The sequence below is a fragment of the Microcoleus sp. CAWBG27 genome, assembly GCF_020883145.1.
Classification (GTDB): Bacteria; Cyanobacteriota; Cyanobacteriia; order Cyanobacteriales; family Microcoleaceae; genus Microcoleus.
The window spans coordinates 74487-88177 of the sequence record NZ_JAHREU010000003.1 but is presented as its reverse complement, the minus strand read 5'-3'; the positions used below and the strand labels follow the sequence as shown (position 1 = coordinate 88177).

Genomic DNA, 13691 nt, shown 5'->3' with positions numbered 1-13691 from the left:
CCTTAGGTCGGGGGGAACCGGAAGCACTCAAAGTCCCCCTTCTTAAGGGGGATTTAGGGGGATCTCCGGGCCCGAAAAAGTGTTAACCCAACAGTATCGATCGCTAATTGAGAAGCTGTTTGCTGCCTCCGTCTACAAGTTTAGTTTTAACTGACCGACGAGCACCATTCTCAGGAACAGGCAAGATGCCTGTTCCACAAAAATCATCTTGTGGAACAGGCATCTTGCCTGTTCATAAAAGGCTTATTGACAATAGTGCAATATCTCAGTTTTAAAGAAAAGGCCGCAGCATAAAAAACTGGATCGGCAGGCTCCGGCAACTACCCGCAACTTAAAATTAATTAACTATGAGCAATTTCAACATGAAAATAGCGATCGTCAACGACACGTTGATTGCTGCTGAAGCTTTGCGCCGAGTTTTGGTGACGGTACCGGAGTATGAAATTATTTGGATAGCGGCGGATGGGGCCGAAGCTGTGGAAAAGTGCGCCCGCAATACACCGGATGTGATATTGATGGATTTGATCATGCCGGTGATGGATGGTGTTGAGGCGACGCGCCTGATCATGAAGCAATCTCCCTGCGCGATTCTGCTAGTGACATCTTCGGTGACAGGTAATGCGGGCAGGGTTTTTGAAGCTATGGGATATGGAGCTCTGGATGCTATTAATACGCCAATTTTGGGGTTGATGGGCAATTCCCCAAGCGGCGGTATGGAGTTGTTAAAAACTATTTCTAAAGTTGCTAGATTGATTGGCAAAAGTAACTCGACTTCTTTATTTCACAGCGCAACTCCCAAATGCTTGACTCCGCCGCTGCTGGCGATCGGCTCTTCGACTGGCGGGCCCCAAGCTTTGGCAACTCTGCTATCGGCTTTACCTGCCAATTTATCGGCGGCTGTGGCGATCGTCCAACACGTAGATGCTGAGTTTGCTCCTGGTTTGGCAGATTGGCTGAGTCAAAAAAGTAAGTTGTCGGTGAGTGTCGCAGTTGCCGATCGACCTTTGGAAGTCGGTAAGGTGATAATTGCCGCGACTAACGACCACTTAGTATTACAATCGAATTTAACACTTAAGTATACGAAAGAACCTTTAGAATATCCTTACCGCCCTTCAGTGGACACTTTTTTTGAGAGTGTCGCTCAATACTGGCCGGGCAAAGGGGTGGCAGTGCTGTTAACCGGTATGGGCAAAGACGGCGCTAAAGGGCTCAAAGTTTTGCGATCGGCAGGCTGGCACACGATCGCCCAAGACCGCGCTACATCAGTAGTTTACGGGATGCCGAAAGCTGCTGCTGATTTGAATGCGGCTGTGCAGGTTTTGCCGATCGAGGCGATCGCCCCAGCCTGCATGAAATATCTCGTGTAGAAAATACTAGAGATGTTTGGGCCATAAGGCTTAAGTTGTTGAGCACAATGGCCGAGGTCGTGCCAGACTCTCAGCGATCATAATCAATCTATTGGGGTGATGTTTTGGGAGCGCGATCGCGCGTATATCTTGCAGCAGTCTGTAATTTCACGGAATGCTGAGGTTACCGGACACCTGCTAGCAAGCAGCAGCCGGCTGACCCAACAATTAGCGATCGTCGCCCTTGCAATCAATGTCAAGCGTGCTAGGCTGTGTAAAGATTTTACAAAAATCAGCGGATAAGACTTTACCAACCTGGTATTATCACCTGGTAAGCGTACTTAAATAATACCGGGTCGCTATTGACACTTAGAAAATATTTAAGTAAAAGTTTCGATCCTCTCCAGACAATGGCCGTTGCCCGATCTAGTTATGAAATTAACTCACTCTCAGGCTATTGAATTCGATCGCAGTTGTACACTAAATCAACGAGAAAGTCAAATAGTCAACTGCAACGTGGTAAAGTTGAAGTTTGAGGATAGGGGAAACAATGGGAAAAACCCAGTTACCGCCAGAGATAGCGCCATTCTCAGTAACCTCAAATTGGAGAGAAGCCGTCACTCTATTGACTTAAATTTACCTTTAAATTCAGAAAGCAAAAAAATATCTAGCTTGACCGAATACACTGTTACAGTTTTACTGATTGACGATCAGGAAATGATCGGCGAAGCGGTGCGCCGAATGCTTGCTAATGAAAAAGACATTAAATTTTATTACTGTAACGATCCAGCTCAAGCAATTAAGAAAGCATTAGAGGTGAAGCCAACAGTCATCCTCCAAGATTTAGTAATGCCAGAAATAGATGGATTGCAGTTGCTGCGCTTTTTTCGAGGGAATTCGCTGACGCGAGACATTCCGATGATTGTGCTCTCCAGTAAAGAAGAAGCGGAACTAAAAGCGCAAGCATTTTCCTTGGGTGCTAACGATTATTTAGTAAAACTGCCCAATCCAGTCGAACTGATTGCTAGAATTCGCTATCACTCCAAAGCTTATATGCACCTGCTGGAAAGGAATCTTGCCTATCAAACCATGCAGGATTATCTAGTCAAATTAGAGATAGAACAAAAAAAATCCCAGGAGTTACTGCTAAATATATTGCCAGAGGCGATCGCCGAAAGATTAAAAAAAGAACAAGGTGTAATTGCCGACGAATTCGCAGCAGTTAGCGTGATGTTCGCGGATATTGTTGGCTTCACCCAGTTGTCGGCATCAATATCGCCCAAAAAATTAGTACATTTACTCAACGATATATTTTCCAAGTTCGACGATCTCGCCGAAAAACACGGTTTAGAAAAAATTAAGACAATTGGCGACTCTTATATGGTAGTGGCGGGGCTGCCAAATCCGAGAGCAGATCACGGAGATGCGATCGCGGAAATGGCGATCGATATGCAAGAAGCCATAGTTAAATACAGAGAAGAGTTCGGCCTCACTATTAGCATCCGCATCGGCATTCATTCGGGCCCAGTGGTAGCTGGAATCATCGGGACAAAAAAGTTTATTTACGATTTGTGGGGCGATACGGTAAATACCGCTTCCCGCATGGAATCTCACGGTATCCCGGACGGAATTCAAATTTCCGACGCAACTTATTTGCTTATAGAAGACAAGTATGATTTTGAAAAACGCGGTTTAATCAATGTTAAAGGTAAGGGCCAAATGGCTGCTTATTTATTAAAAGGAAGATTAGAAGTTGATTTTTAATTCATTCAATACGCTTGGGATAAGATCGGACGGCGGTTGAAACCGCAGCTACATAAACAAAGTCCGCCTCCGCGGACTAAGAGAGAATAACGTATTTAGCTCGGTTTTCAACCCGCTCTCGTCGGGTTTTGCCTGTATAGACGCGGTTTCAACCGCCGTCCGATCTTGTGAGATAATATTTTTCTGCTTCCGACCAATTTAGTTTAAGTAACGAATCTTCTCCACTTGAAAGCTTGAAACTCGGCTTAATTGGTTTTACGCCCAAAGCGCTAATAATCTGCGCTGCTACAGCTTTCGCCAATAGTGGCGGTACAGAATTTCCGACTTGGCGAAAACCGTGCCATTTTGTGACGTGAAATCTAAACCAGTCAGGATAGGAATGCAATCGCGCTGCTTCTCTGACTGTAATGCACCGAGGCGCGATCGGGTGAATTGGCCTTGGCGAAGTATAAGCGCCCCTCGCCCTGTCGGTTCCAGCCCTGAGAGTGTTGCAAACTCCGTCGGGGTGAAGCTTGTAAAAACGGCTGATCGGCTCTTTTTCGCCGTAGGCTGCGGCTGCAAATCTTTCCATACATTCGGGAGAATGTTTGGTGCGCCGACTGCATGAGAGGATTTGTCGATCGTACTGGCGATCGTAAGCATAATCATTCTCAAAATCATCGAATCCGCGCAAAAAACTCGCGTAATCGCTGCTGCACTTTCCGTACTCCACCATTACCCAATCTCGGTGTAGCAACTCGCTATACTTTTCTACTTCCGGCAAATCTCCAATCGCATCCAAAACTGTCGGAACCGCAGGTAAATTAACTTTTTTATAGCGTTGAGGAAGTTTCTTTTTAGGCAAAAAAGTAGTTGGCTGAGGATAGTTTGGCAGATCGTAGTCTTTTTTGCAACCAATCAGAAACAATCGTTTGCGAGCTTGCGGTACTCCGTAGTGAGCTGCGTTAAGAACTTGATAGTTTTCTTCTACTTGATAGCCTGCTTCCAGAAAAGAGCTAATTAAAAGATTCAGGAGTTCTTTGTGTTCGCCTGCTACAATTCCCGGCACATTTTCCATTACAAAAAACTTGGGTTTGAGCTCCAAAACTAAGCGCTGAAAGTGGAAAATTAGAGAATTTCGCGGATCGCCGACATCGCGCTTCCCCATCAGCGAGAATCCTTGACAGGGCGAACCGCTGATTACTACGTCGATTTCGCGCCGCCCGATCGCAGATTTTTGCCGAATTTCTGCTCCAGTCAGCTCTGAGACATCTTTGCACAATACAGAACACATCGGGAAATTGAACTCGTGGGTAGCGCAGTGGATGGGGTCAATTTCGACTGAAGCAAGTACATCAAAACCTGCTTGTTCAAAGCCCAGCGTCATGCCGCCTGCACCTGCAAATAAATCAACAGCGATCGGTCGCTTTTTCCGATAGCTTGACATAATATTTCAATAATAAAATTGTTTTAAGAAGGTGTATTTATTTTAACATTTTTGATTATTTCGGCAGCCGCGCGATCGCACACACCGACATCTCCGAGACTTTCCCGCATTTTCCGATAATCCGTCAAAGTTTGCTGGCGTCGATCGGCATTTTGGAGCAATTCCAGGGCGTGGAAAACTATATTTTCGGCAGTAGCCTCGTCTTGCAGCAACTCCGGAACGATCTGCTTCATTTGCACCAAATTGGGCGGAGAGATAAAAGGAATCGACAATTTCAGCAGGTGGCGGGCAATCATCGCCGTAATGCGACTGACGCGGTAGGCAACAACTTGCGGAACGCCCAGCAAAGCTAATTCCAAATTAACAGTACCAGATTTGGCGATCGCAAAGTCGGCAGCAGCCAAGATTTCCAGATTTTGATTTTCCAACAAAGTAGCCCGCAAACCGTAATTCTCGATCGCTTCTGCGATTTTGCTGCGGAAAGCCGCTTGAGAAACCGGAATCCAGAAATGAACCTCCGGCAATTTAGCTTGAATAATGCGAGCAGCCTCAAATATCACCGGCATCAGGTACTTGAGTTCTTGCTTTCTAGAAGCCGGAATTAGAGCGACTGACACCTGTTCCGGCTCAATTCCCAAAGTTTTGCGAGCAACTTCCCGACTGGGCGCAGATTGCATTCTATCCACCAAAGGATGACCAACCCAACTGACTTGAGAGCCTTTAGCGCGATAATAAGTAGCTTCCTCGGGGAAAATCGCCAAAATGCGATCGGCAATATTGACAATCAATTGAGTATTGCGAGGAGAAATCGAGCAAACCCATTCTTGAGGTGCGATGTACCAAACCACAGGTAAATCGGGCAAACAGCGGCGAATGTAGCTACCAATACCGAGATTGGGAGTCAAATAATCAATCAATACAACAACATCGGGACGGAATTTTTTGAGATATTGTTTAGCTTTTTGCTGAACTGTGATCGTTGGCAAAATATACGGCACAGATTCTATAATACCCATAGAACCAATACCCAGAGTATCGCCTAAAATAGTAGCGCCAGCTTGAGCCATACGAGGGCCGCCCAATGCGGTTATTTCCAACTCCAAACCAGCGGCGACAGCATGACGTTTTAAAGCTGCAACTAACAAAGCTCCTTGCAAATCGCCAGAAACCTCACCAGTGCTAATAAAAATTTTCATAAAATCCATAGGTTTGTAGTGAGGACTTCAGTCCTCTCTCTCATCGGTTTGTAGTGAGGACTTCAGTCCTCTCTCTCATCGGTTTGATCGTTCGGACTTTAGTCCTCTCTGACGCGGTTTTTAGCTAATAAGGACTAAAGTCCTTACTACAAACAAACAGCTAACTACTCATAGGTTTGATCGTTCGGACTTCAGTCCTCTCTGACGCGACTTTTAGCTAATAAGGACTAAAGTCCTTACTACAAACAATAGATTTATTCTACCTCATTCATTTTTTGCCGGGAATCAAACCGCGCCGCCCTTTGGTTACAGACTGTTGCACAAATCTCCGCAAGTGCTGCAAGTGGTGATTTTCCGGCAACAAATCCAACTGTTCCAAAGCTTGATTGAGAGTGTAGCCAGAATGGTATAAAATCCGAAAAGTTTTCTTTAAAACTAGCAAATCTTCTGGGGTTAAACCTGCGCGTTCGAGGCCTATTTTGTTGATAGCTCGCACTCGCGATGGATTCCCTTCAACTAGCATATAAGGAGGTACATCTCGATCGATCCTGCTCAAGCCACCGATCATGGATAAGCGGCCGATATGGACAAACTGGTGAACGCCCAAAACCCCGCTGAGTCTGGCTTGGGACTCAATTTTGACGTGTCCGGCTAGGGCTACAGCGTTGGCGATGATTACTCGATCGGCAATATCGCAATTATGACCCACATGAACGTAAGCCATCAACATATTATTATTGCCGAGTTTGGTGCTTTCGCCCGCTCCAGTAGCGCGGTTGATTGTCACGTATTCCCGAATCACATTGTTGTCGCCAATTGTCACCCTAGTCAGAGAACCCTCATATTTGAGATCTTGAGGTTCCAAACCAATCGCCGCACCAGGGAAAATTTGATTGCGAGCACCTATTTCTGTTAGCCCGTCGATAATTGCATGGGCACCAATCTTAGTCTCCGGCCCGATTTTCACTCTTTCCCCAATTACAGCATAAGCGCCCACTTCTACAGTCGGGTGCACTTCGGCGCGGGGATGAATCACAGCAGTTGGGTGAATCAAAGTAAGCATTTTTCAGTTTTCAGTTTTCAGTTTTCAGTTTTCATACCAAATCAAGCTTAAATACCCCGTTTATTTCTTAGTCCGCGGAGGCGGACTTCGCTTGGCAAGGAGCGATTTCAATCGCCGAATCATCAAGGAGTAACAAACCAGGATTTAGTATCAGTAGTCCCGTCAATTGTCAGTTGTCAGTTGTCATCAGAAATAAATTTTCCTAAACAACTAATCACCAATAACCAATAACCAATAACCAATAACAAATTTAATCTACCATCGAAAACGTCAATTCTCCTTCACAAACTTTTTGTCCGTCCACTTCTGCAATCGCCTGCATTTTTCCGAAGCGGCGGCGTTTTACCCAGAGCAATTCTACAGTCATCAGCAACCGATCGCCCGGTACAACCTGACGGCGGAATTTGACTTTATCAATGCCGGTAAACATCCACAATCCTTGCTCAATGTCCGGTAACTGACCGAGAACCATACCACCAACTTGAGCCATCGCTTCGACAATTAAGACACCCGGCATAATCGGTCTTCCCGGGAAATGTCCTTGAAATTGTGGTTCGTTGAAAGTCACATTTTTAATTCCTACAGCCCGCACTCCCGGCACGTAATCAACAATCCTGTCTACGAGTGCAAAAGGATAGCGGTGAGGCAATATTTTCTGGATTTCTTCGAGAGTAAAAGTAGATTTAACCGCTGGAGAATTTTCACCGTTTTCTGTGGAAACGGACTCGGGATTAGCAGTAGGGATGGTGTTAACTTCAGTCAGCATGGACATTGCTTGAAGACTTTTGAGTGTGGTATGAAAGAAGGAAGTTCGGCAACGGATGCAAGTAACGGATGTAACGGATGTAACGGATGGAAGTCCCATCGAAGTCGGAAGAAGGAAGAAGGAAGGCTTTAGTTATCGCAACCAGATAACAGATTCACTGCAATGGTTTCAGCAATTCAGAATGTTCTAAGCGCCTTAGCCGTTGCTACATAAACGCAAAAGATCGCGTCTTGGGTTGTGAATTGTAACTGCAAACTATAACTGTATATTGCCTGGAACCTTTTCTAACTTGTCTGTAGCACGGCTGAAACTTGGGATTTCAGGGCTTTGGCAAGTTGAACGTGCAGGTTGTGACTGGCTTTGTAGGCCAAGTAATGAGCTTTTGGCAAAGTTCCCAGCAGACTGAGGTCGCCTACTAAGTCTAAGATTTTATGGCGCACTGGTTCGTTGGCAAATCTCAAGGGCGGGTTGAGCCACCCGGATCGATCGCAAACTAGGGCGTTCTCTAGGGTACCACCTTTGATCAAACCTGCTTGTCGCAATTGTTCAACTTGGCGGGCCAGTCCAAAAGTGCGGGCTGGGGCGATCGCGCTAGCAAAACTTTCTACCTCTGGCGACCAACTGTACCATTGATTGCCGATCGCCTGTTCCTCAAAATCAATTCCGTAACTAAACCGAGTTTGAGCCGACGGTAAGGCGGCGGCAAAAGCATCGCCGTGACGCACCCAAATCGGCTCAGTCAGGACGAATGAGGGATTTGGATCTTCCTGGGATTCTTGAGCAATTAGGCCGCTACGGGCGATCGTCTCCACCCAAACCTGAGCCGAACCGTCCAGCAGCGGCACTTCTGGCCCATCAACCTCAATTCGAGCATTATCCGCTCCCATCCCCGCCAAAGCGCCTAATAGATGCTCTACAGTGCGAATTTGAGCACCTGCGGCACCTACCAATTCAGTAGAAAGTGCAGTCTGACAAACCGCCTCAATTGTTGCCGGAATTATCGGAGCACCGGGCAAGTCAATTCTGACAAAATAGCGGCCTTCTCCCACCGCAGCCGGCAAGACTCGGACGCGAGTTTGTTCGCCGCTGTGCAAACCAATTCCCGATCGTTCAAATTCAGATTTTAGGGTGTGAATAGTCATTAGTCAGTTGTCATTAGTCAGTTGTCAGTTGTTTGTGGTAACTGGTTCCCGGACTCTGCCTGGGAACCCATATCTAGAGGCTCTGCCTCGCGTAGGTGGTGAAGGAAAAACGAAGGCAGAGCTGACCCATCTGGTTGACCAGTGGAACTGCCAACTGCTTTCCTGACAACTGACAACTGACAACTGTCAACTGTCAACTGTCAACTGTCAACTGTCAACTGTAATTAGAATCTTTCACCAATCCCAAAGTGAATTTGATTGTCGCCGCTGTCGTTGATACCGTAATCGATCCGGATCGGGCCTAAAGGAGATTGAATCCGCACGCCGAGGCCGTAACCGTAACCGCTACCGGGCTTTCTGCGAACACCAGCCGGGTCGCCGGGGACATCTTTGCCCGTACCCAAATCGGTGCCTGCATCCAAAAATAGCGCTCCACCGATAAACGAAATAATCGGGAAACGGTACTCCACACTGCCTTCTAGGAAACTGCGGCCGGCTCCGATGTCGCCTTCGTTGTATCCGCGTACAGAGTTGGCCCCACCCAAGGCAAAGGCTTCGTAGGGAGGCAAATCTCCGAATACGGTGCCGGCTTTCAAGCTAAATGCCAGGGTTTGGGGGCCGGGGGTAAAGTTTGTGTACTTGACTGGTAGATAAAAGCTGTAGCTGGCACGCACGCGGTTGAGCAGGATGCTGCCGGAACCGATAGGAATCGATTGTTCCATGCCAAATCTGAGCAGGGAACCGCTGGTGGGGCGGAGGGGGTCGTTGCGCCGATCGCGCACAGCACCTGCTTGGATTGTTGTCAAGTCGTCGCTGCCGGAATCGCTAAAACTTAGCTGGTTGCCTAGTGCGTCCTCGGCTTCGCGCCGGCCTTTGCGATCGGTAATTGAGACTCGCTGGTATTGCAAACCGAGTGAAGCTGTCCACTCGGAATCTGCAAAAGGATTGCGCGACAAGGGACGGGTAAAATTGATGCCGCCACCGGTGCGGACGATGCGGGGTCGATCGTCATTTGCCAATCTGACTTCCCTCTCGCCGCCGTCAAAAATCACGCTGATCGATCGCCTTCTAAAAATATTAGCCGTGAAAGAAGTTCGGTAAGGATCGCCCGCAATCCAGGGATCGGTAAAACTCAAGTCAAACAGGGTTTGGCGTTCCCCGATTTGTACTTCAGCCCCCAATTTTTGGTTCCTACCGTTCAAGTTTTGCTGCTGGTAACTCACCGTACCGAACAAACCCGTCGCGGAACTCAAACCCGCACCCGCAGCCAGAGAACCTGTATTTTTCTCAATGACGTTGACAATTACCCTTGCCTTGCGGGGGTCAGTCGTTCCCGGTTCCAAAGCAAGCCGCACGTCTTCAAAAATCCCCAAACCAAAAACTCGCCTCAAATCCCTTTCCGCCTTGGTGCGGTTAAAGATGTCTCCGGGCTTGAGTTGTACTTCGCGGGTGATGACATAGCGGCGGGTGTTACCTCCGATCGTCTGACCGGTCGCATCCGTTGCCTCTCCCTCCTTGTTCAGGAAGCGGACATCAACGGATTCGATTTGACCTTCTGCCACTACCAAGGTGACAGTGCCGTCATCTGCTACTTGTGGCGCATCAGTGATTTGGCCCAAAACATAGCCGTTTTCTTGATACCAGGCATTAATTTTTTTCACTCCCTCCTCAAAGCGGCGGAGGTTGAGAATTTTGCCGTACTGATCGCGGAAGCTATCGTCAATTACGCTTTGGGGCAGAACTTGCTGACCGGTGATTTTCACTCCCTGTAGCACAGGATTTGGCTGCACGATAAAACTCACCCGAACGCCCAAGGGGGTGTCTTCCGGGACTGCGCGCACGTTTTTGAAAAAGCCTGTGGCAAAAATGGCGTTGATGTCTTGTTGCAGTTGGGTGCGGTTGGTCGTGCGTCCCGGTTGGGTGCTGATGACTCGGTAAATCTCGCTTGCCAGGTCTCCGGTTGCCCCGGTAACGGTAACTTCGGCAACTAGCACTTGCGGTTCTGCTGCCCCGGCTGGTGCGGGGGCTGGTCTGGGCTGCGGTGTTCCTGGGCCCGAGGGCAATGTCGGAAGGGTGTTAGCCGGCGGTCTGGTCGGGGCCGGTCTGGTCGGGGCCGGTCTAGCCGGGGCCGGTCTGCGCGGAATTTGGGCGTTTTGGGCGATCGCCCCTGATTCATCCTGGCCTGGTTTGGGAGAAACTTGGGCGTTTTGGACGATCGCCCCTGATTCATCCTGGCCTGGTTTGGGAGAAACTTGGGCGTTTTGGACGATCGCCCCTGATTCATCCTGTTTCCGAGGCTCTACGGAAACCCAGGCGGGCGAAACGCCCGTCTCCGAGGGGGGGAGCGGGCTAGCCGCTTGTGCCTCTGGCAGGGCATTTTGGCTGCTAGAGCCGACCGGATTGGATGCAATCTCAGGTTGGAGTTGCACCTGTGCGGGCGAAACCGGAGTTACTGGTTCTGTGACTCGGTTTGGAGGTTCGCGATCGTCTTCTCCTCTGCGAGGGGCAGCCGCTGGGCTGTTGTTAGCTGCTGTGCGGTTTTGAGGAGAATTTTTGGTTAATTCTGGAACGGGGTGATCGGGTAATTCGATCGACGGGGCGGAAGGAACGGCAGCCAAAGCTTCCTCTGTTGATTCAGAGTAGGATGTTTGACCACTTGCCGAATTTGACAATCCGAAGGTTGCTGAGACAGTAAAAACTGCCACCAATACAGCAGATAAACGCATTTTTGTTCACTCTTTTGGGCGATCCACACACACGACTCTATTTAATCATTAGTCATTGGGCATTGGGCATTGGGCATTGGGCGGAGCGTAGCGGAGGGATTGGGCATTGGGCATTAGTCATTAGTCATTAGTTATTAGTGCGAGCGTCCCCGCTCGCGAACAGCATTAGTCATTAGTCATTAGTTATTAGTTCAGAAGTCATTAGTCATTAGTCATTAGTCATTAATTAACTGTCAACTGTCAACTGTCAACTGTCAACTGTTTATATACTCCCGCAAGGCTTTCGTGGTGTTCCCCAAATTTTAGACTAAGGGTTCAACCTCCCAGATTAATCTGTGAAGTAAATCTCTAATCGAAAAATGGAAAATCTACTGACCGCTAATTCATGACTGTTCACCGCTGATTGCTGACACCGAACGTACAAGAGTACAAGTACAAACTGTGCAATTCTAGCGCATTTCCAGCCTCTAGACTTTCTGAGCTAGAACCCGCTGGAGAACTTGTTGGTAAGCGGTTTCTACCGAGCCCAAGTCGCGGCGGAATCTGTCTTTGTCCATCACGCGGGCGTCGGGGTCATTTTCTGCGTTGTCCCAGAGGCGACAAGTGTCGGGACTGATTTCGTCAGCCAGGATCAGATTTTGATGTTGGTCGATCCCAAATTCCAGTTTGAAGTCTACCAGGGTGATGCCACACTGGGTAAAAAATTCTTTGAGTATTTCGTTAATTTCACGGGCGGCGATGGACAGTTGCTTTACTTGTTCGGGGGTGGCTAGCTGCATTAACTGCAATCGGCCGCGGGTTAGCAGCGGGTCTCCCAGATCGTCGTTTTTGTAATAAAATTCCACCAGCGGCGGATTGATAATTGTACCGATCGCAATTCCGGTTTGTTTGCAAAGACTACCGGCGGCAATGTTTCTGACGACGACTTCTAAGGGCAAGATGCCGACGCGGCAGACTCGCATTTGGTTGGGGGCGGGCGTGTCGATGAAGTGGGTGGGAATGCCTTTGGCTTCTAGCATCCGAAACAGGTGGGCGGATATGGCGCAGTTAATTTCGCCTTTGCCGGCGATGCTGCCCCGTTTTTGGGCGTTAAACGCTGTGGCGTCGTCTTTGAAGTGGGTCAGCAAAATTTCGCTGTCTTCGGTGGAGTATAGGATTTTGGCTTTGCCTTCGTAGAGTTTGCGATCGGCTGACATGGCGGTTAATAATTATAGATGAGTTTGAGATTTTACCAGAAAGAATTGGTTGAAAGCCGGAACCCTTGGGCGGAGAAATTAAAATCAGACTATTCATTACTCCAATTCTCTGACTTTTCGGCAGAGGTCAACTGTCAACTGTCAACTGTCAACTGTCAACTGTTGAACGTAGCTCGATCGCAAATTATACCATTTTAGATGTGAGATTTTAGATAAGGAATGCCCGATCGTGTATAGGTTTCGAGCTTACTTACAGTTTCATTCTTTTTTTTAACTGGTATTATTTGCGAGTTTTTGCCGATCGACTGCGCCGTTAGATGCCTCCTACCCACTACCAGAAATAATTAGTTGAAAGCCGGCCCGCCTTCTCGGGAGAAATTAAAATCAGACTATTTATTACTTCAATCCTCGGGCTTAATGGTAGAGGCCGCTCTTAAACTGTCAACTGTCAACTGTCAACTGTCAACTGTCAACTGAGTATGCCTCCAGATATATACTGCGATCGGCTGAGGCATAAATGATTCTTGACAAAGCACAATAGAGATTAGACCTGCTGGGTTCGCGATCGGTGCTGAATGAAGCTCACCATACAGACTGGCGCTTAACAAACATCTGTAAAATGGCTGATTTATGGAAGACAAAAAAATTCATATCCTCTTGGTAGAAGATGATGAGGTAGATGTGATGAACGTCCGGCGAGCGTTCAAAAAAAATAACATTGTTAACCCGCTCTACTTGGCTGCAAACGGATTAGAAGCTCTGCATATATTGCGCGGAGAAAGCAAAACAGAGCCTGCAATGCCTCAAGCACGCCGATTGATTTTGCTCGACTTGAATATGCCGAGAATGAACGGCATCGAGTTTTTGCGAGAATTGCGGCTGGATGAAAAGTTGAAGTCGATTCCGGTGATCGTCCTCACCACTTCTAATGAAGATAGAGATAAGGTAGAAGCTTATAATTTAAATGTCGCGGGTTATATTCTTAAACCAGTAACTTTTTCTAATTTTGTCGAAGTTATGGCTACCCTCAACAGATACTGGATGTTGAGCGAAATTCCGTAAGCCC

11 protein-coding genes are annotated in these 13691 nt (G+C 47.8%); 4 read left to right on the top strand and 7 right to left on the bottom strand.

What is annotated here, in order from left to right; translation table 11 throughout:
* Nucleotides 1-347: 347 nt before the first annotated feature.
* The 3 genes from QZ938_RS02770 (at nucleotide 348) to QZ938_RS02760 (ending at nucleotide 3110) form a co-directional block, all read left to right on the top strand.
* The gene (locus tag QZ938_RS02770; RefSeq protein WP_293149747.1) at nucleotides 348-1367 is read left to right on the top strand and encodes a chemotaxis response regulator protein-glutamate methylesterase; all 1020 of its coding nucleotides are present in this window, start codon (nucleotides 348-350) and stop codon (nucleotides 1365-1367) included.
* Between the two features lie 96 nt (nucleotides 1368-1463).
* Nucleotides 1464-1649 carry a hypothetical protein gene (locus tag QZ938_RS02765; RefSeq protein WP_293347763.1) on the top strand — a complete coding sequence of 62 codons (186 nt, stop codon included), beginning with the start codon at nucleotides 1464-1466 and terminating at the stop codon, nucleotides 1647-1649.
* A 129-nt stretch (nucleotides 1650-1778) separates the two neighbouring features.
* Nucleotides 1779-3110, top strand: a complete 1332-nt coding sequence (locus QZ938_RS02760; RefSeq protein WP_293347760.1) for an adenylate/guanylate cyclase domain-containing protein — start codon at nucleotides 1779-1781, stop codon at nucleotides 3108-3110.
* Between the two features lie 148 nt (nucleotides 3111-3258).
* Here the strand turns inward: QZ938_RS02760 and QZ938_RS02755 are convergent, their stop codons facing one another.
* The 7 genes from QZ938_RS02755 to purC all read right to left on the bottom strand — a co-directional run bounded on the left by QZ938_RS02755 (nucleotide 3259) and on the right by purC (nucleotide 12625).
* Nucleotides 3259-4536: a DNA cytosine methyltransferase gene (locus QZ938_RS02755; RefSeq protein ID WP_293347757.1), complete on the bottom strand. Its 1278-nt coding sequence runs from the start codon at nucleotides 4534-4536 to the stop codon at nucleotides 3259-3261.
* 23 nt (nucleotides 4537-4559) lie between these two features.
* A complete protein-coding gene (gene lpxB / locus QZ938_RS02750) occupies nucleotides 4560-5732 on the bottom strand; it encodes a lipid-A-disaccharide synthase (RefSeq protein ID WP_293347754.1) in 1173 nt (390 codons plus the stop codon).
* A gap of 268 nt (nucleotides 5733-6000) precedes the next feature.
* A complete protein-coding gene (gene lpxA, locus QZ938_RS02745) occupies nucleotides 6001-6795 on the bottom strand; it encodes an acyl-ACP--UDP-N-acetylglucosamine O-acyltransferase (RefSeq protein WP_293149737.1) in 795 nt (264 codons plus the stop codon).
* A gap of 250 nt (nucleotides 6796-7045) precedes the next feature.
* Nucleotides 7046-7567 (bottom strand): 3-hydroxyacyl-ACP dehydratase FabZ, encoded by a 522-nt coding sequence (gene fabZ, locus QZ938_RS02740; protein ID WP_293149735.1) that lies wholly within the window; start codon nucleotides 7565-7567, stop codon nucleotides 7046-7048.
* Nucleotides 7568-7845: 278 nt separating this feature from the next.
* Entirely contained in the window at nucleotides 7846-8703 is an 858-nt protein-coding gene (gene lpxC, locus QZ938_RS02735) for a UDP-3-O-acyl-N-acetylglucosamine deacetylase (protein WP_293347751.1), read from the bottom strand.
* A 224-nt stretch (nucleotides 8704-8927) separates the two neighbouring features.
* Entirely contained in the window at nucleotides 8928-11429 is a 2502-nt protein-coding gene (locus tag QZ938_RS02730) for a BamA/TamA family outer membrane protein (protein ID WP_293347749.1), read from the bottom strand.
* Between the two features lie 467 nt (nucleotides 11430-11896).
* Nucleotides 11897-12625 (bottom strand): phosphoribosylaminoimidazolesuccinocarboxamide synthase, encoded by a 729-nt coding sequence (gene purC, locus QZ938_RS02725; RefSeq protein WP_293347747.1) that lies wholly within the window; start codon nucleotides 12623-12625, stop codon nucleotides 11897-11899.
* A 630-nt stretch (nucleotides 12626-13255) separates the two neighbouring features.
* Here purC and QZ938_RS02720 point away from each other — a divergent pair.
* Nucleotides 13256-13687 carry a response regulator gene (locus QZ938_RS02720; RefSeq protein ID WP_293149725.1) on the top strand — a complete coding sequence of 144 codons (432 nt, stop codon included), beginning with the start codon at nucleotides 13256-13258 and terminating at the stop codon, nucleotides 13685-13687.
* The last annotated feature ends 4 nt before the right edge of the window (nucleotides 13688-13691 follow it).

What these genes read in the sequence shown, in the direction of transcription:
- QZ938_RS02720 (WP_293149725.1), top strand. Translation starts at nt 13,256, where the DNA reads ATGGAAGACAAAAAAATTCATATCCTCTTGGTAGAAGATGATGAGGTA.
- QZ938_RS02755 (WP_293347757.1), bottom strand. Translation starts at nt 4,536, where the DNA reads ATGTCAAGCTATCGGAAAAAGCGACCGATCGCTGTTGATTTATTTGCA.
- lpxA (WP_293149737.1), bottom strand. Translation starts at nt 6,795, where the DNA reads ATGCTTACTTTGATTCACCCAACTGCTGTGATTCATCCCCGCGCCGAA.
- QZ938_RS02760 (WP_293347760.1), top strand. Translation starts at nt 1,779, where the DNA reads ATGAAATTAACTCACTCTCAGGCTATTGAATTCGATCGCAGTTGTACA.
- fabZ (WP_293149735.1), bottom strand. Translation starts at nt 7,567, where the DNA reads ATGTCCATGCTGACTGAAGTTAACACCATCCCTACTGCTAATCCCGAG.
- QZ938_RS02730 (WP_293347749.1), bottom strand. Translation starts at nt 11,429, where the DNA reads ATGCGTTTATCTGCTGTATTGGTGGCAGTTTTTACTGTCTCAGCAACC.
- QZ938_RS02770 (WP_293149747.1), top strand. Translation starts at nt 348, where the DNA reads ATGAGCAATTTCAACATGAAAATAGCGATCGTCAACGACACGTTGATT.
- purC (WP_293347747.1), bottom strand. Translation starts at nt 12,625, where the DNA reads ATGTCAGCCGATCGCAAACTCTACGAAGGCAAAGCCAAAATCCTATAC.
- lpxC (WP_293347751.1), bottom strand. Translation starts at nt 8,703, where the DNA reads ATGACTATTCACACCCTAAAATCTGAATTTGAACGATCGGGAATTGGT.
- lpxB (WP_293347754.1), bottom strand. Translation starts at nt 5,732, where the DNA reads ATGAAAATTTTTATTAGCACTGGTGAGGTTTCTGGCGATTTGCAAGGA.